The 18,404-nt window shown below is 71.6% G+C and carries 19 protein-coding genes; 11 read left to right on the forward strand and 8 right to left on the reverse strand.

Going from position 1 to position 18,404, the window contains the following annotated elements; all coding sequences use genetic code 11:
• From AB0K52_RS17070 to AB0K52_RS17115, 10 genes are all read left to right on the forward strand, one after another.
• Positions 1 to 1,515: a glycosyltransferase family 4 protein gene (locus AB0K52_RS17070; protein WP_363532798.1), complete on the forward strand. Its 1,515-nt coding sequence runs from the start codon at positions 1 to 3 to the stop codon at positions 1,513 to 1,515.
• Positions 1,512 to 2,723, forward strand: coding sequence for a glycosyltransferase family 4 protein (locus tag AB0K52_RS17075; RefSeq protein WP_363532801.1), 1,212 nt, complete (start codon positions 1,512 to 1,514; stop codon positions 2,721 to 2,723). The genes AB0K52_RS17070 and AB0K52_RS17075 overlap by 4 nt, the downstream gene beginning before the upstream one ends.
• Entirely contained in the window at positions 2,720 to 3,244 is a 525-nt protein-coding gene (locus tag AB0K52_RS17080) for a hypothetical protein (protein WP_363532804.1), read from the forward strand. The genes AB0K52_RS17075 and AB0K52_RS17080 overlap by 4 nt, the downstream gene beginning before the upstream one ends.
• Complete coding sequence (locus AB0K52_RS17085; RefSeq protein ID WP_363532807.1) at positions 3,234 to 4,565, forward strand: glycosyltransferase; 1,332 nt, start codon at positions 3,234 to 3,236, stop codon at positions 4,563 to 4,565. Before AB0K52_RS17080 ends, AB0K52_RS17085 begins: the two co-directional genes overlap by 11 nt.
• A complete protein-coding gene (locus AB0K52_RS17090; RefSeq protein WP_363532810.1) occupies positions 4,562 to 5,194 on the forward strand; it encodes a hypothetical protein in 633 nt (210 codons plus the stop codon). Before AB0K52_RS17085 ends, AB0K52_RS17090 begins: the two co-directional genes overlap by 4 nt.
• Positions 5,195 to 5,377: 183 nt before the next feature.
• Positions 5,378 to 6,298 (forward strand): proline dehydrogenase family protein, encoded by a 921-nt coding sequence (locus AB0K52_RS17095; protein ID WP_363532813.1) that lies wholly within the window; start codon positions 5,378 to 5,380, stop codon positions 6,296 to 6,298.
• Positions 6,299 to 6,647: 349 nt separating this feature from the next.
• Positions 6,648 to 8,435, forward strand: a complete 1,788-nt coding sequence (locus AB0K52_RS17100; protein ID WP_363532815.1) for a hypothetical protein — start codon at positions 6,648 to 6,650, stop codon at positions 8,433 to 8,435.
• A gap of 198 nt (positions 8,436 to 8,633) precedes the next feature.
• Entirely contained in the window at positions 8,634 to 8,837 is a 204-nt protein-coding gene (locus AB0K52_RS17105) for a helix-turn-helix domain-containing protein (protein WP_208496988.1), read from the forward strand.
• Between the two features lie 144 nt (positions 8,838 to 8,981).
• Positions 8,982 to 9,083 (forward strand): AURKAIP1/COX24 domain-containing protein, encoded by a 102-nt coding sequence (locus AB0K52_RS17110; RefSeq protein WP_081687713.1) that lies wholly within the window; start codon positions 8,982 to 8,984, stop codon positions 9,081 to 9,083.
• Between the two features lie 43 nt (positions 9,084 to 9,126).
• Positions 9,127 to 9,453 carry a DUF2516 family protein gene (locus AB0K52_RS17115; RefSeq protein ID WP_363532818.1) on the forward strand — a complete coding sequence of 109 codons (327 nt, stop codon included), beginning with the start codon at positions 9,127 to 9,129 and terminating at the stop codon, positions 9,451 to 9,453.
• 84 nt (positions 9,454 to 9,537) lie between these two features.
• On the opposite strand, the gene htpX is transcribed toward AB0K52_RS17115, so the two are convergent.
• The 6 genes from htpX to AB0K52_RS17145 form a co-directional block, all read right to left on the reverse strand.
• Positions 9,538 to 10,401 (reverse strand): zinc metalloprotease HtpX, encoded by an 864-nt coding sequence (gene htpX, locus AB0K52_RS17120; RefSeq protein ID WP_363532821.1) that lies wholly within the window; start codon positions 10,399 to 10,401, stop codon positions 9,538 to 9,540.
• Positions 10,402 to 10,474: 73 nt separating this feature from the next.
• Complete coding sequence (locus AB0K52_RS17125) at positions 10,475 to 12,088, reverse strand: proton-conducting transporter membrane subunit (protein WP_363532824.1); 1,614 nt, start codon at positions 12,086 to 12,088, stop codon at positions 10,475 to 10,477.
• Positions 12,089 to 13,207 (reverse strand): NADH-quinone oxidoreductase subunit M, encoded by a 1,119-nt coding sequence (locus AB0K52_RS17130; protein ID WP_363532827.1) that lies wholly within the window; start codon positions 13,205 to 13,207, stop codon positions 12,089 to 12,091.
• A 713-nt stretch (positions 13,208 to 13,920) separates the two neighbouring features.
• Positions 13,921 to 15,711 carry a proton-conducting transporter membrane subunit gene (locus tag AB0K52_RS17135; protein WP_363532830.1) on the reverse strand — a complete coding sequence of 597 codons (1,791 nt, stop codon included), beginning with the start codon at positions 15,709 to 15,711 and terminating at the stop codon, positions 13,921 to 13,923.
• A complete protein-coding gene (nuoK, locus tag AB0K52_RS17140) occupies positions 15,708 to 16,028 on the reverse strand; it encodes an NADH-quinone oxidoreductase subunit NuoK (protein WP_363532833.1) in 321 nt (106 codons plus the stop codon). The genes AB0K52_RS17135 and nuoK overlap by 4 nt, the downstream gene beginning before the upstream one ends.
• Before the next feature lie 185 nt (positions 16,029 to 16,213).
• Positions 16,214 to 16,885 carry a TetR/AcrR family transcriptional regulator gene (locus tag AB0K52_RS17145; protein ID WP_363532836.1) on the reverse strand — a complete coding sequence of 224 codons (672 nt, stop codon included), beginning with the start codon at positions 16,883 to 16,885 and terminating at the stop codon, positions 16,214 to 16,216.
• Between the two features lie 101 nt (positions 16,886 to 16,986).
• On the opposite strand from AB0K52_RS17145, the gene AB0K52_RS17150 reads away from it, so the two are divergent.
• Positions 16,987 to 17,700 (forward strand): NAD(P)H-binding protein, encoded by a 714-nt coding sequence (locus AB0K52_RS17150; RefSeq protein ID WP_363532839.1) that lies wholly within the window; start codon positions 16,987 to 16,989, stop codon positions 17,698 to 17,700.
• Here the strand turns inward: AB0K52_RS17150 and AB0K52_RS17155 are convergent.
• Together AB0K52_RS17155 and AB0K52_RS17160 are read right to left on the reverse strand one after the other, a co-directional pair.
• Positions 17,679 to 18,020 (reverse strand): hypothetical protein, encoded by a 342-nt coding sequence (locus AB0K52_RS17155; RefSeq protein ID WP_363532842.1) that lies wholly within the window; start codon positions 18,018 to 18,020, stop codon positions 17,679 to 17,681. The two genes, AB0K52_RS17150 and AB0K52_RS17155, sit on opposite strands and share 22 nt — an antisense overlap.
• Positions 18,021 to 18,022: 2 nt before the next feature.
• Positions 18,023 to 18,346: a hypothetical protein gene (locus AB0K52_RS17160; protein ID WP_363532845.1), complete on the reverse strand. Its 324-nt coding sequence runs from the start codon at positions 18,344 to 18,346 to the stop codon at positions 18,023 to 18,025.
• Positions 18,347 to 18,404: the final 58 nt, after the last annotated feature.

Here is an 18,404-nt window from a genome sequence, read left to right on the forward strand (position 1 = left end):
ATGGCTCAGCGCGCCGGCCGCATCGTGATGCTGGTCCAGAACGGCGTCGTCGGTGATTCCCGCGTGCAGAAGGAGGCCGCTTCGGCCGCCGCCGCGGGCTGGGAGGTGTTCCTCTTGGGACGCACCGACAAACGCGCCGAGGAATGGGACCTCGGCGGCGCGACCGTGCGGCTCGTGCCCACCGGGCGCGACTTCGACAAGCGCCGCCACGAAGTGCGCCGCCCTTGGCTGAGAAGCCCGTTCGCGTACCCGCCCGGGCCGCTCGAGTCGTACCGCCGCAAGCAGGTCCAGGCCTGGAACGCCGACCTCGCGTACGAGAAGGCGCGCCTCAAGGCCGACCCGAGCGCGGCCGGTTCGCTCGCGCTGGCGGGCCGCACGTTCGCCGTGAAGGTCGCGAGCGGCTGGATCAAGGCCCGCACCCGGCTCAGCCGCCGGGTGCGCGAGCGCCGCGAGCGGGCGACCGCCCCGGTCGACCGGATCGCGTTCCGGTTCTGGAAGGCCGCGCTCGGCGACCGGGCCTGGCGGCGGCTCGACCCGGCCCTGTGGGACCTCGAGCTCGCGTTCGCCCCGGTCGTCGACGCGCTCGAGCCGGACCTCATCCACGCCAACGACTTCCAGATGCTCGGCGTCGGCGCCCGCGCCAAGGCGCGCGCGGCCGCGGCCGGACGGGACGTCAAGCTCGTGTGGGACGCGCACGAGTTCCTGCCGGGCATGAAGCCGTGGAAGGACCACCCGTGGTGGCACGCCGCGCAGGTCGCGCACGAGCGCGAGTTCGCGCCGTTCGCCGACGCGGTCGTCACCGTCTCCGAACCCCTCGCCGACCTCCTCGTCGCCGAGCACGGCCTCGCGACGCGGCCCGCGGTCGTCATGAACACCCCCGACATCCCCGCGCAGGGCGACTGGTCGGACGCGGACGAGGTCCCCGACCTGCGCGAGCTGTGCGGGATCGGGAAGACGGTGCCGCTCATGATCTACAGCGGCGTCCCGCTCGTCCAGCGCGGCATCCACATCATGGTCGAGGCGCTGCCGCAGCTGCCGGAAGTGCATGCGGCCCTGGTGCTCTCGAAGCACCACTGGGCGTACGTGCGGTCCCTCATGGCCCGCGCGGACGAGCTCGGGGTCGCCGACCGGGTCCACCTGCTCGACCACGTCCCGCACCACCAGGTGGTGCGGTTCGTCGCGGCCGCCGACATCGGCGTCAGTCCCAACCACCACCACCAGAATCACGAGATCTCCTTGAACACCAAGTTCTTCGACTACTCCCACGCCCGGCTCCCGCTGGTGGTCTCGGACGTGAAGACCATCGCCGCGGAGGTGCGCCGCACCGGCCAGGGCGAGGTGTTCCGCGCCGAGGACACCGCCGACTTCGTCAGGGCGGTCGCGAAGGTCCTCGAGGACCCCGAGTCGTACCGGCGGGCGTACGCCGAGAAGGTCCCGCTCGAGGAGTGGACCTGGGCCGCGCAGGCCCGCGTGCTCGACGGCGTGTACCGGGGCCTCGTGGGAGGCCGGGCGTGAGCGGGCGGCGGGTCGCGGTCGTCACCCCCTGGTACCCCGACCCGGAGGTGGCCTACGGCGGCGCGTTCGTCCAGGCCAAAGTGGAGGCCGTCGCGCACGGCTGCGACGAGCTCACCGTCTACCACCTGAAGTCCTGGCCGGTCGGGACGCCGCGGGCCGCGCTCGACGCGAACCCGGCGCTCATCGACCTGCACACCCGGCTCCTGGGCCGCACCGACGCGCCGCTGGCGACCGCGGGCGGGGCCGTCCTGCACCGGGTCGTAACGCTCACCCCGCGCGACCCGGCGTGGATCGCGCACTCCGACGCCTCGGCGCGGTGGCTCACCGCCGCCCTGCGCGGCGAACCGCTCGACGCGCCGATCGTCCACGCGCACGTGCCGATCACCGGCGGCTGGGCGGCGCTCGAGAACGCCCTCCCGGACGCGAAGGTCTACATGACCGAGCACTCGTCCTTCCTCGACCGCGTCCTCGAGCAGCCCGAGGCGCGGGCCCGGTACGAGGAGGTCCTGGACCGCGCGGACGGGTTCTTCGTCGTCGGCGAGCCCCTGCACGACCAGATCGCCGCCGCGTTCCCGCACCTGGCGCACAAGCTCGAGTACATCGCCAACCCGATCGCGTTCGACGGGCCGCGCGCCGCGCCCCCCGTCTCGCTCGACCGCTGGCTGTCGGTGGCCGGCATGACCGAGCGCAAGCGCATCGACTACCTGCTCGAGGCGTTCCGCCGCTGCCGCGAACAGCGGCCGCAGCTCACCCTCACCCTCGCCGGGGACGGCAAGCAGCGCGCCGAGATGGAGGCCCTCGCGAAGGAACTCGGCGTCGCCGACGCGGTGCGGTTCCTCGGCGCGGTCGCCCCCGAGGCGGTCCCGTCGCTCATGGCCTCGCACGACCTGTTCGTCCACACCAGCCGGTACGAGACGTTCGGTGTGGTCGTGGTCGAGGCGGTCGCCGCGGGCCTGCCCGTCCTCGTGTCCCGCTGCGGCGGCTCCGACCAGGTGCTGCAGGGCATCGAGACCGAGGCCGGCGGCATGTACGACGTGGACGACGACCCGGACGTGCTCGTCGCCGCCTACCGCGACCTGTGCGAGCGCCACCCCGAGAAGACCGACCTCAAGGCCGCGCGGGACCACCTGCGCGGCAAGTACTCCTATGCGACGGTGGCCGAGCGCCACTTCGAGATCTGGGACCGGACCGACGGAGGCCACCGGTGAAGCTCCTGTTCATCGCCCCGAGGAGCGTGTGGCGCAAGGCCCTCGCCCTCGAGACCCGACTCGCGCTCGACGAGGGGCACACCGTGCGCGTCGTCGCCGAGGAGCACCCGGGGCTCGCGCTCGACCCGCGCGTGGAGGTCCGCTGGATCAGCGCGGGCGAACTGCACACCCCCGAGCCGCGCCTGCAGCGGCTCCTGCTGCGCCGCCTGCCGCTCGGCGGCCTGCGCCGCATCGGCCGCGGCCCGCTGCGCCGCCCGGCCGAGAAGGTCGCGCGCCGCTGGAAGCGCACCGTCATCGACCCGCGCGACAAGGACCGCCGCCGCGCCACCGAGGCGCTGCGCGTCGCCCGCCGCATCGAGCGCATCAGCGCCGCCGTCGCCGAGTACGACGCGGACTGGATCGTCCTGTGCGAACCCCAGGCGGTCGAGCTCGCCGTCGACTGGCTCCCCGCCGTGCTCGACGCCAAGCCCGCGCTGACCACCACGTTCTCCTACGAACCGCGAGCCCCCCATGCGATCTGACCGCCCCCGCCTGCTGTACCTGGCGTTCTTCTTCCCGCCCTCGCGCGCCAGCGGCGTCTTCCGCGCCCGCGCCACCGCCGACCACTTCGCCGCCAAGGGCTGGGACGTCACCGTCTTCAAAGCCCCCGACGACTACTACGAGCGGGTCACCGGCTCCATCGACCCCGAGTTCGCCGCGTCCGTCGACCCCCGCGTCGAGATCGCGGCCCCGCCGGTCAGCCACTTCAAGTGGGAGACGGACGTGCGCCGCTACGGGCGCTTCCGCGGGAACTTCCCGGTCCTCGCCCGCCGCCTCAACGACTTCCTGCACCTGAAGGTCTTCCCCGACAACTACCTGTCCTGGGGCCTCTCCTCACTGCGCGAGGCCCTGCGCCGCCACCGCAAGCGCCCCTTCGACATGGTCGTCGCCACCGGCAACCCGTTCGCGGCCTTCGGCGCGGCGTGGGCGTTCGGGAAGCTCACCGGCCGCCCCTTCGTCGTCGACTACCGCGACTCGTGGACCCTCAGCCAGTTCAAGAACGAGCCCGCCTTCCCGCCCGACCACCCGGCGTGGAAGTGGGAGCGGCGCATCCTGCGCACGGCCGCGGCCTCCCTGCACGTCAACCGGAACATGCTCGACTGGTACGCCGAGCGGTACCCCGAGGCCGCCGACCGCATGCAGGTCGTCCTCAACGGCTGGGACCCCGAGGTCTTCGCCGAGACCGCCGACCCCGCGCCCGCCGACGAGCACCGGCCGCTCGCGTTCTCCTTCATCGGCACCATCACCCTCGTGCAGCCGATCCGCGAGATGCTCGAGGCCTTCCGGCTCATGCGCGAGTCCGGCCGCCACGCCGACGCCTTCCTCGACCTCTACGGCCACTACGGATTCTTCGCCGGCGGCGAGACCGTGCTCCGCACCGAACTCGGCCTCGCCGACCCCGTCGACGGCGTCAACTACCGCGGCGCGGTCCCCAAGCCCCGCATCGCCGAGGCCTACGACGCCACCGACGTGCTGCTGTTCGTCACCGGCGGCTCGAAGTACGTGACCACCGGGAAGGTCTTCGAGTACATGGCCTCCGGCAAACCCATCGTCTCCATCCACGAACCCGGCTGCGCCGCGGAGGAAGTGCTGCGCGGCTACCCGCTGTGGTTCGTCCCCGCCAGCCTCGACCCCGCCGACATCGCCGCGGCCCTCGCCGACGCCGGCGACGCCGCCCGCAAAGCCGACCCCGCCGTCACCGCCCAGGCCCGCGCCCACGCCGCCGCGTTCACCCGCGGCAAAGCCCTCGAAGGGTTCGAGCAGTGGGCCCGCGACACCGTGGCCGAGAGGAAGCCCCGATGACCGATCCCCTCGCAGCCGGCCCGGACCGGGTGGTCCTCGTCCTCTTCCACAAGAACTCCGTGCGCCGCGCCGTGCCCTTCATCGACGCCGTGGCCTCCCGCGGCGTGCGGGTGAGCGCCCTCGTCGCCGACGGCCTCGGCTGGCACAACCCGCCCCCGCTCCCCGCCGGCGTCGACGTCTACTCCCTGGGGCGGGCCGAAACCCGCCGGCCCTTCGTGTGGACGTACACCGCGCTCGTCGAACGCCTCCCCGGCGGCGCCCTGCGCCGCCTCGAGCGCCTGCCCGGCCCGCTCGGCCGCGCCGCAGGCAAAGCGCGCCGGGCGCAGCGCACGATCGCCGGGAAGCTCCGCCGCCGCGTGTTCTGGCCGGTCTACCGGCCGCTGCGGTCCCACGCGGTCCGCCGCGCCGCCCTCCGCCGGCTCGGCCCGCTCGAACTCGACACGGCCGCCCGCCTCGTCCTCGCCGACGACGCCGCCGTCCCCCTCGGCTGGGCCCTCGCCAAACGCCACCCCCGGCTCGACGTCACCCGCTCCCTCCACCTCGGCCCCTACCAGGACCGCCCGGTGATCGCCCCGGTCCCCGAAGGCCCCGACCGCCCCGCCGCCCCCCGGCCCTACCGCCAGCTCTAAGACCCGCGAAACCCCCGAACCACCTGAAACCCACCCAATACTCGACACGAACACAGGTATCCGCGCCTCAGAACCTTGGAATGAGACGATCATTCTCGTCCTGAGGCGCGGTTTCCAATGTTGCGGCGCACGTGTTACGCCACCGTGACCTGGCCGCGCGCCGCGGGCGGCTACGCTGCAGGCATGCTGCGTTCTGTCATTCTCGCCGCCGCCCGGTCATCGAAGATCGAGCGGCTCGTCGGCACCGCGCCGGTGACGCGATCGCTCGTCCGCCGCTACGTCGCGGGCGAGACCACGGCCCACGCCGTCGCCACCGCCAGGACCCTCGCGGCCGACGGACTGCTCGCCACCCTCGACTACCTCGGCGAGGACACCGTCGTCGTCGAACAGGCCGACGCCACCCGCGACGAATACCTCGGCCTCCTCGCCGCCCTCAAGGCCGAAGGCCTCTCCGCCTCCGCCGAGGTCAGCGTCAAACTCTCCGCCCTCGGCCAGCGCATCGACCCCGAACTCGCCTACGAGCGCGCCGGCGAGATCTGCGTCGCCGCCGCCGACGCCGGCACCACGGTCACCGTCGACATGGAAGACCACACCGTCACCGACTCCACCCTGGAGATCGTGCAGCGCCTGCGCGAGACGCACGCCTCCACCGGCGCCGTCCTCCAGGCCTACCTGCGCCGCACCGAGGACGACTGCAAGTCCCAGGCCGTCGCCGACTCGCGCATCCGCCTCTGCAAGGGCGCCTACAAGGAGCCCGAGTCCGTCGCCTACCAGCGCAGCCTCGACGTCGACCGGTCCTATGTGCGCTGCATCAACGCGCTCATGGCCGGCGAGGGCTACCCCATGCTCGCCACCCACGACCCGCGCCTCATCGAGATCGGCATCGACCGGGCCCGCTGGTACGACCGCGGCAAGGAGTCCTTCGAGTTCCAGATGCTCTACGGCATCCGCCCCACCGAGCAGCTGCGCCTCGCCGCCGAGGGCTACCGCATGCGCGTCTACGTGCCCTACGGCGACCAGTGGTACGGCTACCTCATGCGCCGCATGGCCGAACGCCCCGCGAACCTCGCCGTCTTCGCCCGCTCACTGTGGACGAAGTCCTAGGGCGCGCTCGAAGCCGCCGCGGGCGCCCCTCCGCCGGAGACGCGCCCGCCGCGTCCCTTGGAGTCCTCTGAGGAACCGTGCCGTACCAGAGCGGCCCCGGCCCCGTCCTGGTCACAGTCAGGGCTTGGCCCGTGGGTCAGGCCGGCCGGTATCCGGCCCGTTCGCTCGCTCGCTGCGTTGTCGGTCCTCCGAGTACAACACCGGTATTCGGAGGACCTTCCGCCTTGCGAGAGAACGAACGGACTCGGATACCGCCTCGCCCCGACCCACGGGCCAAGCCCTGGACGCCCAGGCCACACCCGCAGTTCGGGTCTCGCACGGGTAGCGATCGGCGACTACAGTTGCGAACGTGACTCAAGCCCCCGAGGACTTCACCCCGGACACCCCCGAGAATGACCGCCCCGGCGAACCCCGCCCCGGGCAGGCCGCCTCGGCCCCGCTCGTGCCCGGTCAGCGCTCCGGGTCCGAGACGCCGCTCGGCACCTCACCGGAACCGGTGCTGCCGCAAGCGGACACGGGGAACGCGGCGATCCCGCAGGCCGCCCCGATGCCTCCCCTCCCGGAGCCGACCGCCCCGCCCTCGGCGCTCCCGGTCGACATGCTCCCGCCCGGCGCCGTCCCGCCCCGGGCCCCCATGCCGGGGCAGATGCCCGGCCCGATGCCGCCCGGGTACCCGACCGCGCCGTACGCGGCCGTCCCGCACCAGGGCGGCGCCGTCCCGCCCGGCCAGGTCCCGCCCGGCCCGATCCCGGTCAGCGCCATGCCGCCCTGGCCCGGCGGCCACGTCCACTTCCCCCCGCCGCGGCCCGACCGGCGACGATCGCCGCTCGGCACGATCCTCGTCGTCCTCCTCCTTGTCACGGGCTCCGTCTTCGGCGGGGCCCTCGTCAACGGCTGGCGCCCGGGCATGCCCGCCGCCGAGACCGGCACCATCGAGGGGCTCGCGGTCCAGCCCGGCGAGGGCACCGTCCCCAGCCCCGGCCCGAACGCCTCCGAAGCGGAGATCCTGGCCTACCTCAAGGAGCAGGCGCAGCTCGTCCTCGACGCCCAGAGCGAGTCGCTGCTCAACAACAGCCTCGACGGCTGGCTCGCCGCGTACGACCCGACGATCCACGACCAGATGACCCGCCGCTTCGACTCGCTCACCTCGATGCAGGTCTCCCGCTTCGACTACCAGATCGCCTCGGGCCCGATCGAGGACGCGTCCGGCGCCGTCCCGCTCTACGACATCTCCGTCGCGCTCTCCTACTGCTTCGTCGAACCGGCCGAGACCTGCAAGGCCGCGGACATCGTCTTCGACTCGCGCTGGCGCGCCGGCGACGACGGGCTGGTCATGGTCGAGGTCGCCAACTCCGAGTACGGCGAGGGCCCGCACCCGTGGGAGGTCACCGATCTCGTTGCGGCCGTTGGTGAACGCACGGTGACCGCCGTGCCGCTGGAGATGGCCGACCGCCTCGACGAGGCCCTGGAGGTCTCCGAGGCCGCCGCGGTGAACGCCGACAAGTGGGCGTACTGGGAGAAGCCCGACCGGTACGTCGTCTACATCGCGAGCGACGCCGAGTTCGAGTCGTGGTTCGGGGGGTTCTGGGACTCCGAGGACGTGCTCGGGTTCGCGCTGCCCCTCAACGGCACGGTGAACGGCGAGCGCCAGCCCTCCACCTACGCCACGGTGATGGGCGTCGACCGCACCGGCTGGGGCTACGGCCTCACCTCGGTGATCCGGCACGAGCTCGGGCACGCGGTGACGCTGTGGGCCGCGCCGTCGGAGCGGTACGCGGACGACACGTGGTGGATGGTCGAGGGTGTCGCCGAGTACATCGACCACGGCGACCGCTCGCTCGACGAGTACGACCGCGCGCTCGACGTGCGCGACTACGTCGAGCAGGGCGGCTGCGAGACCGACATCCTCCCGCCCGACGGGGATGACGACACGCTCGCCGGCTCCGGCAAGTACGGGTGCGGGTTCCTCGGTGTGCACTACATGATCGACGAGTACGGGGTCGAGAAGTTCACCGAGTTCTTCGGGGCGACGGCGCGTGAGGGCGAGCCGGCGGTGGACATGGCGCCCGAGATCTACGGGAAGAGCTATGCGGAGCTGATGGAGGAGATTACGGCCTTCATTGCCCAGACCGTGTGAGATCGGGTGTTGCCGGGTGGCCCGGACTGCCGTAACATGAGCCTCATCCCAATCGAAAGACATCAACGTCACAGTCTGTGACGACCGACTTGTTTCGGTTCATATGGGCATTCGCGTCCGCCGCACCTCAAACACATCACACAACCCCACGTCCTTGCAGCAGTGCTCGCAACAGCCCTCGACAGAACGGTGAGACACATGAGCGAACCCGGGGACCTCCTCGACGAGGTCAAGTTCTTGACGGTGACGGAGGTGGCCGAGCTGATGCGCGTCTCGAAGATGACGGTGTACCGGCTCGTCCACAACGGCGAGATCGCGGCGGTGCGGGTCGGGCGCTCCTTCCGCGTGCCCGAGTCGGCCGTCAAGTCCTACCTCTCCGAAGCGCTCCAGACCGACGACTGATCCCCCTCGGCCCGGCAGGTCCCGCCACGCGCCAGCTGTGACGGGGCCTGCGGTTCCGCTCGCCCGGCGCGGGGGCCGCCGGATGGGCGCGTTAGGCTGGTCGGGCTCGAAAAATTGTCTAGTGAACATCTGTGAGGAAGCTCTATGGGCTCGGTCATCAAGAAGCGGCGCAAGCGCATGGCGAAGAAGAAGCACCGCAAGCTGCTCCGCAAGACCCGCGTGCAGCGTCGCAAGCTCGGCAAGTAACCGAGTCGACCGGCTCCCGAGTACCTGCGGGTAGGCTGTTCGCATGCCAGAGTTCGCAGCAGCGTTCGCCTTCGATGTACGCGCCTACGTCTACTTGGCGATCTCACTTGGATCTGCCTTGCTGTCGGTGATCGCTCTCACCCATTGCGCGGTGCAGAAGCCCGACGCGTTCAACGCCGTCGGCACCCTCTCGAAGGGCGCCTGGCTCGGCATCCTGGCGGTCAGCCTGGGCCTGTCCCTGCTGTTCGGCTTGACGAGCCCCGGATCGGGGCTCATCTTCACCCTGGTGGCGATCGCCGCGGCGCTGGTGTACCTCCTGGACGTGCGGACCGGTTTCAAGGACCTTCACGGTGGCGGCTCCTCGTACTGAGCGGTGCCGCCCGCACCCGTGACAAAGCCGCGTCGACATCCGTCGACGCGGCTTTCGCCATGCCCTGCTTCGGTGCTGCGCCTTTTAGCGGACGATGCCGCGGGCCATCTCCCGCAGCCGCCTGACCCGGTCCGCCGTCGGCGGGTGGGTCGAGAACAGGCTGGCGAGACCGCCGCCGCGCAGCGGCGACTCGATCATCAGGTGCGACTGCTCCGCGATGCGGCTGTCGGCGCGCGCCGGCATCCGGTCGATTCCGGCCGAGATCTTCTCGAGCGCGCTCGCGAGCGCGAGCGGGTCGCCGGTGAGGCGGGCGCCGTCGGCGTCGGCCTCGTACTCGCGCGAGCGCGAGACGGCCATCTGGATGAGCCCGGCCGCGAGCGGGCCGAGGATCATCGTCAGCAGCAGCACGAGCGGGTTCGGCCGGTCCTCGTCGTCGGAGGCGAAGAACGGCAGGAACATCGCGAGGTTCGCGAGCATCGTGATGATGCCGGCGAGCGCCCCGGCGACCGAGGAGATGAGGATGTCGCGGTTGTAGACGTGCGACAGCTCGTGCCCGATCACGGCCCGCAGCTCGGCGGGGGTGAGCAGCTGCAGGATGCCCTCGGTGACGGCGACCGCGGCGTTCTCGGGGTTGCGGCCCGTGGCGAACGCGTTCGGCTGCATGGTGGGGGAGAGGTACAGGCGCGGCATCGGCTGGCCGGCGCGGTGCGCGAGCTCGCGCACCATCGCGTACAGCTGCGGGGCCTGCGCTTCGGCGACGGGCCGGGCGCGCATGGCGCGCAGCGCGATCTTGTCGGAGTTGAAGTAGGCGTAGGCGTTCATGCCGACGGCGATGACACCGGCGATGAGGATGCCGGTCGAGCCGCCGAGCAGGTAGCCGACGGCGATCACGAGCGCCGACATCGCGCCGAGCAGCACCGCCGTTTTGAGGCCGTTGTGGTGCTTCATGGTGGTTGGTTTCCCTCCTTGTGGGAAATGCAACATCCTGGTTACGGCCAGTATTTCCTTGTGAGCTGGGAATTTACCGAGAAACGGCGGTGAAGTCCAACACGACCTGCGGCGCGAGCGTGACGGCGAGGAGCGCGAGCCCGACCGCGGCGAGCGCGATCGCGAAGCGGCCCTTGGCGGTCGACGGCCCGCGGCCGAGCAGGACGGTGCGCGCGAGCGGCAGGTAGTAGGCGAGCCCGAGGACCGCCCCTGCGGCGACGATCACGGCCAGCCAGAGCGCGGACGAGGCCAGCACCTCCAGGATCGCGACCTTCGCGAACGTCCCTGCGAGTGCGGGCGGCAGCCCGGCGAGCCCGATCACCGAGAAGAGGAAGAGCGAAGCGGGCAGGGGAGCGGAGCGCCAAAGCCCGGAGAGTTCAGCGATAGTCCCGCCTTCACCCGACTCCTGGTCGGGGACATTCCCGGCGCCAGCCTTCAAATCGGACACTCCATTGATTGACGACTCGCGAGCTTCGCCGAGACTGGGACCCCCCGTTTTCAATGCTTCCAGAGGGGTGCGACGCTCGCCGATAGCGAGCTCATCTCGGCTTTCTTCCGTGCCGTGCCCGCCGACAGCCAGTGCTTCCACCCCGGCGGCCCGGTCCGAAGTCCAGGCCGGTCTGACCGCCGTCAAGGAAGCGAACGCGCCGGCCTCCAGCAGCACGAAGAACACCGCGTAGGCGAGGGCCGCCGAGGCGGCGGCCGCGGCGTCCTCGCGGCCGGCCGCCGTCGTGACGACCGCGAGCGGGGCGAGCGCGTAGCCGGCGTGGGCGATGCCGGACCAGGCGAGCAGCGGCACCGTCCGGCGTTGCACGAGCGCGCCCAGGTTCCCGATGGCGATCGAGGCGACGCTCAGTGCCGCGACCACGATCCCGGTGGCGCTCCCCGCGCCGGCCTCGAGTCCGAAGAAGACCACCCAGATGATCGCGATCGCGCCGCCGAGCTTCGAGGCGCTCGCGAGGTACGTCGCGATCGGCAGCGGCGCCCGCTCGAGCACCAGGGGCGCCCAGGCGTGCAGCGGCGCGGCCGCGAGCTTGAACGCGAGCCCGCCGAGCAGCAGCGCCGCCCCGGCCGCCACGAGCGCCGGGTCCGCTTCCGCCAGGCCCGCCGCGAGCCCTTCGAGGTGCACGGTTCCCGCTGCGGCGTAAAGGAACGCCGCGCCCATGAGCGCCGTCGCCGAGGACGCGATCGAGGCGATCAGGAACGTCACGCCCGCCTCGGCGCCGTCCCGGCCGGGTTTGGTGACGAGCACGTACAGGGGCACGGTCAGCGTCTCGAGCGCGACGATCAGCGTGATGAGGTCCCGCGCCCCCGCGAGCGTGATCCCGCCCGCCGCCGAGACCGCCAGCAGGAACCAGTACTCGCCCGACTGCCGCCCGCTCACCGCCGCGACCAGGACGCTCAACCCGGCGAACAGGGCCGCCGCGCCCATCGCGGCGTCGTCGGCGACGAACGAGTGCCAGGCGCCGACCGCGAACGTCGACCGGTCCTCGCCACCGCCCGCCCACAGCGCCGCGACCGCGGCCGCCGCGAGCCCGATCATCATGCAGCCCTTTGAGGCCCGGCCCGCGAACAGCGCGAGCACGGCCGCTCCGGCCGCGAGGTAGAGCGGCAGCAGCGCCACGTGGTCGATCGCCTGCACCCGCATCTACAGCAGCCCCTCCGCGAACAGGTCCAGCAGGGGCCCCGGCATGAGGCCGAGCAGCAGCGTCCCCGCCACGAGCGGCGCCCACACCACGAGTTCCACAGTGGATACATCGCCGATGCCCGTGGTCGCGGGCGCGACCGGGCCGTGGCTGACGCGCCGCAGCATCCGCAGCAGGTACGCCGCGGCCAGGAACGCCCCGAACGCCGCCGCGGCGGCGAGCGCGAACCACGCGCCGCCGCGCTCGGCCGCCGCGTAGACGGTGAAGGCCTCGCCCCAGAATCCCGCGAGGCCCGGCAGCCCGAGCGATGCCAGCGCCGCGAAGCCCAGCACCCCGGCGAGTATCGGCGCGGCGAGCCGGAGGCCGCCGAGGGAGCCGAGGAGGCCGGTGCGCGTGCGGGCTTTGAGGGCGCCGACGAGGAAGAACAGGAGGGGCGTGATGAGGCCGTGCGCGAGGTTCCCGAAGAGCGCGGCGTTGACGCCGGCTTCGGTGCCGGTCGCGAACGCGAGGACCACGAAACCCATGTGGCCCACCGAGGAGTACGCGATGAGCCGCTTGAGCTCGGGGAGGCTCAGGCACACGAGGCCGGCGACGAGGATGCCGAGCGCGGCGAGCACCGCGAGCACGGGTGAGGCGTCGGCCGCGCCTTGGGGGGCGATGCCGCCGGCGACGCGGATGAGGCCGTAGGTGCCGAGTTTGAGGAGCACGCCCGCGAGGAGCACGGAGCCGACCGTGGGCGCGGCGGTGTGCGCGTCGGGGAGCCACGAGTGGAGCGGCCAGAGCGGGGCTTTGACCGCGAACCCGATGGCCAGCAAGGCGAACACGAGGACCGAGAGGCCCGGGCTGACGCCTCCGGCGACGATGATCGCCCCGAGATCGGCGGTCCCGGTGTCGGCGACGGCGACGAACAGGCCGGTGGCCATGAGCAGCGACCCGGCGACGGTGAACAGCGCGAATTTCGCGGCCGCATGCCGCCGCGCGGCCGGATCGCCGTACCGGCGGATCATCGCCCACATCGGGAGGAGCACGGCCTCGAACGCGATGAAGAACAGGATCAGGTTGTCCGCGAAGAACACGAGCGTCGAGGCGAACTGGACCGCCAGCAGCAGCACGGTCAACATCGGCGACGGTTTCCCGGGCACGCCGACCGTCCCACTCGGCGCCAGGGAAGGGCCCCCGGTTGCAACGCTATCGGCGGGAACCTGAAGCGCAGCTGAAGCGTGAGGTTCGGCTCCCGCACCGAGTGCCGATCCGGCTGAGGCTTCGGCACTTCCCGCACCGCCTGCCGATCCGCCTGAGGCTTCAGCGCTTGCCGCGCCGGGCGCCGATCCCCCGGGCGCGCCTGGCACACCGAGCGCACCGGGCGCGCCGGGTGCGAGCGGTTCGCCGGGTGCACCGGAAGCGAACGGTTCGCCGGGCACCCTGGAAGCATCGCCCGCGGCTAGGGAAGGGCCCCCGGTTCCAACGCTAGCCGCGCCGACCTGAAGGGAACCTGAAGTGTGCCGTTCCGCACCCAAGGCATTGTGGAGGCAGCACAACAGGCCGAGCAGCGCCGTCAGCAGGGCGAGCGGCCACGAGATGCCGTCGACCGCGATCGCGAAGTCCAGGTGGAGCGAAGGCGCCCAGGCGAAATCGACCTGGTGCCACCAGCCGCCCTCGAGGCTCGCCCCGTAGGTCATCCAGTTGCCGTTGCCGCGCCCGATCGGCAGCACCGCCACCGCCACGAGCGCCGCAGCCGCCGCACCTACTCCCACCCAATGCGCAGCCGCCCGCTCGCGCCACGCCCACACCAGCACCGCCCCGAAGAGCGGCGCCGCCACCGCCAGCACCAGCATCAGTTCCACAGGCTCACCCCGATCGCCACCACCGCGACCAGCAGCGTCCCCGCCGCGCTCAACCGCAGGTACCGCACCAGCCCGCCCCGGTGCCCGGCCGCGGTGTCCTCGGCGGCCGCGAGCGTCGCCCGCGCCGACCCCTCGACGACCGTCCGGTCCACCAGCCGCTCATCGAGCACCCGCGCCGCCGCGCTCGCGCCCCGCGCCAGCGCCCGTGTCGCCCTGCCCGCCAACCGCTCCGCATACAAGCCTTCCGCGAACGCGGGCCGCGTCCGGCCCAGCACGCCCGCCGGGTCGCGGTCGATCCCGGTCGCCCGCCGCCGTCGCCGCCACGCGTCCGCGATGACCGCGAACCCGCCGGCCGTCACGAGCAGCAGCAGCGCCATCAGGTCCAGGTGCAGCTCCGGCACCTCGAACGGCCCCGCGTAGTACACCGCCCCGACCGCCACGGTCGCGATCATCAACGCCCACAAGCTGAACGACTCGGCGCCCGGCACGGCCGCCCGCGCCTCCCGCTCGGGCGCGCCGCGCCAGAACAGCAGCAGCCACAACCGGGCCGAGTACGCCGCCGTCAGGATGCTCGCCCCGACCCCGGCCCAGAACACGACCACTCCGGCCGGGCTCCCGGCCTCGTACGCCGCGCCGAGGACCGCCTCCTTGCTGTAGAAGCCGCCCAGCGGCGGCAGTCCCGCCATCGCTCCGAGCCCGATCGTCATGGCCGCGAACGCCAGCGGCGCGTCGCCCGGCCGCAGCCGGGTCGTCAGCAGCGAGCCGTTCGTGCCCGCCACCGCGATGATCACGCCCGCAGTGAGGAACAGCAGCCCTTTGAACGCCGCGTGCGAGACGAGATGGAACAGCGCCGCGTCGCCGGCGCTCACCGCCACGGCCGCGAACATGAACCCGACCTGGCTCACCGTCGACCACGCCAGCACGCCCTTGAGGTCCCTCGCCGCCAGTGCGCACAGCCCCGCCCCGACCATGGTCACCGCCGCCACCAGGGCGACCACGAGGAGCAGCGGCTCGGGCCAGACCGGCGCCAGCCGCGTCAGCACGTACGCGCCCGCCGCGACCATCGTCGCCGCGTGGATGAGCGCGCTCACCGGCGTCGGGCCGGCCATCGCCGGGGGCAGCCAGATCTGCAGCGGGAACTGCGCCGACTTCCCGATGCAGCCGAACAGGATCAGCAGCATCCCCGCCGTCGCGGCCCCTTCGGGCACGGCCGCGACCGCTTCGATCCGGAACGACCCGGCGGCCGCGCCGAGGACCATCACGCCGAGGACGAACGCGACGTCGCCGAACCGCGTCACCAGGAACGCCTTCGCCGCCGCGCCCGGCGCTTCGGGCAGTTTCGCGTAGTGGGCGATGAGCAGGTACGAGCAGGCGCCCATGACCTCCCATCCGATGAGGAGGAACACGAGGTCGTCGGCGGCGACCACGAGGAGCATGGCGGCGCAGAACAGGTTGACCTGCGCCGCGAACGGCGCATACCGGGGGTCGTCGCGCAGATAAGCGGCCGAGTAGACCTGGACGAGGAGCGTCACGAACGCGCTTGCGAGCGCCACCGCGCTCGCCGTCCCTGACAGGTCGAGCGCGAGGTCGACCTGGATCGAGTCGAAGTCCGCGAGCGTCAAGGCGAACCGGGGGTTGACGACGGCGCACCAGGCCGCCAGGAGCAGCGCGACCGCGGGGCCGGCGACCGCGAGGACGCGCGCGAGGCCGCGGGGGCGGACGAGCAGCCCGGCGAGGCCCGCCGCGGCGGGGACGCCGATGAGGAGCAGTCCGGGGGTCATCGGCCGCTCCCGGTGTCGTGCGGTGGTTCTTCGGGGAGGTCGTCGGTGTCGATCGTGGCGCGCTCGCGCCACAGGTTGAGGATGAGCGCGAGCCCGACCCCGACCTCGGCGGCGGCGATGACCACGATGAACAGTGCGAAGCTCTGCCCGGTGTAGGCATTGTGGACGAGGTCGGCGGTCACGAGCACGAGGTGCACGCCGCCGAGCATGAGTTCGGCGGCGGCGAGCTGGAGGACGGCGTTGCGGCGCGTGAGGACTCCGTAGAGGCCGATCGCGAACAGCCCCACGGCGATCAGGAACCCGATAAGCGGGTGCACTGGATCCTCCCCGAGGGGAAGGGATCGGTCGATCGGGGCCACATGGCCCCATCTTGGACCACGCGGCCTGCGAAAGTCCAGACCCGGGGCCGTGTCGATGCGGTCGAAAAACCAGCAGGCGCGGCAGGGAACGAATGGACGCCGCCGCGGCGGCCCTGCCCGCCGATATGCCCTCCCGTCTCGCCCTACCAGGATTCGCGGCGTGCGGCGAGCCCGTCCACGATGAGCCCCAGACCGACCGCGAACTCGTCGCCGTACCGGTACCCCGGCTTGAGGGTGAGCTCGAGCGCCATCGCCGCGAGGTGCGGGAACGCTGCGGCGGCCTCTTCGGTCACGAGGCCCGCAGCGACCTCCTCCATGTCGGCGCCGTCCTCGAACGGCAGCGCCTGCTCCTGGATCGCGAACCCGTAGACGTAACTGTCGAGCAGTGAGAACGCGTGCGCCGCGCCGGCGATCGTGAACCCGCCCGCGAGCAGGCAGCCGATCACCGCATTGTGGTGCCGCAGCGTCGCCGGGCCGGGGTTGGCCCGCGAGTCCATGAGTGCGACGGCCCACGGATGCCGGTTGAGCGCGTCGCGCATCGAGGAGGCGCGACGCCGCATCGCCTCGTCCCAGGCGACGCCGTCCTCAGGCAGCTCGATCTCGGCGAACACGAGGTCGACCATGCCGTCGAGGAGTTCGTCCTTGTTCTTGAAGTGGTGGTAGAGCGCCATGGCCCGCACCCCGAGCCGCTCGGCGAGCTTGCGGGTGCTCGGCACCTCGCCGCCCGCCGCATCGGCCATCGCGACGGCCTCGCGCAGGACCTTCTCCCTGCTCAACGAGCCGCGACCACGGGCAGGTGCAGCGTCCTCCGCCATCCAGCGCTCCATTCCAAGAAAACTTCCCGCCGTACTGTACACCGTACAGTTCTCCTGTACAGTGTAAAGGAAGAACCACCCTTCACCCTTAGGAGCAAGTCATGGAACCCATCGAGCAGCACACGGGGAAGAAGCTCTGCATCGTCGGCGCCTCCGGCAAGCTGGGGCGCTATATGGTGCAGCACGCGCTGGACCGCGGCTACGAGGTCGTCGGCGTCTGCCGCGAGAAGAGCATCCCGAAGCTCGCCGACTACGCCGACCGCATCACCATCCACGGCGGCCAGACGAACGACCGCGAGGTCATCAAGAAGGCCGTGGAGGGCTGCGACGCGGTCCTGTCCGTGCTCGTGCCGTGGGGCGTCCAGGACTACTCCTCGGGCACCGCCAAAGCCGTGATTGACTTCGCGAAACCCGATGCGCGCCTGATCTTCTCGTGCGGCTGGCACATCACCCGCGACGGCCAGGACAAGTACTCCCGGCTGCTCAAAGCCCAGGTCGCCTTCGCCCGCTTCATGAAGGTCACCCGCCTCATCGACCTCGACGACCAGTACCGCGCCACCGACCTGATCTTCAACAGCGGCACCCGCTGGACGGTCGTGCGCGGCTCCGACCTCGAAGAGGGCCCGAGCCAGGGACTCCCGGTATGGAGCCGCCACGTCGGCGACCCCATCCTCGACAGCAACATCACCCGCCGCACCGACTTCGCCCTCTTCATGGTCGAAGCCGCCAACGACGACAACCTGATCCAGGAGGCTCCGGCGATCGTCGGAGCCCAGACCCCCTCGGCCTTGGCTCACAGCCAGAAAGGCGCCTGATCTAAAGCGGACTCAGGCCGGTTCACCCGCGCCCTGATCCCGGCGAGAGCTTGGTCAAAACAGGTCTGCTGGAAATCGGCCCGAAAGAACACCTCGCGGGCGAGCCGCAGTGCATCGTCTTGCAGTTCGGCCGGACACCCTTCCGCCAACTCCGCTGTCGGTGCTTCCCGGAGGGACCGAATGACTCCCACGGGAGCAGTCTCCGCGCTGAACAGCAGCATGATGCGAACTTCGCCAGCGGCGAGGTCGGGGATGAAGCGGAAGCAATGCCCGCCACGGCGAATCACGACCGAGCGATCGGTCGAAGCGGTGTCGGGCATGGTCACGCCACCTGCCCGAATGCCGCGACCGGATACGGGCGCGGTTTGCGGCGGTGTCGGGCGGGTCGGCGACGCCGGAGCTTGAGATCGTCGGAGGTGAGGTCGCCGGAGTCGAGCGCGGCCTGTTTTTGGGCCTCGCTGGCGGTGTAGACGAAAAGCTTGGCGGCTGACTCGCGGATGAGGCAGCCGTGACGGCCCCACCGCTCGCCGCACCAGTCGCAGCGAAGACGGCCGAGGCCGAGGAAGGTTCGATACGGCTGGTGAAGTTGCAGGTCGATCTTGGCCCAGGCGGGCACGCGATCGACGGGTACGCTGAGAAGACCCATGAGAAGCCTCGGTTTCTCTAGGTAGCGCGGCCCGCCGGAGAACTCGCCAAAGTTTTAT

The sequence above is a fragment of the Glycomyces sp. NPDC049804 genome (assembly GCF_040674615.1).
In the GTDB taxonomy this organism is placed as follows: Bacteria; Actinomycetota; Actinomycetes; order Mycobacteriales; family Micromonosporaceae; genus Glycomyces; species Glycomyces niveus.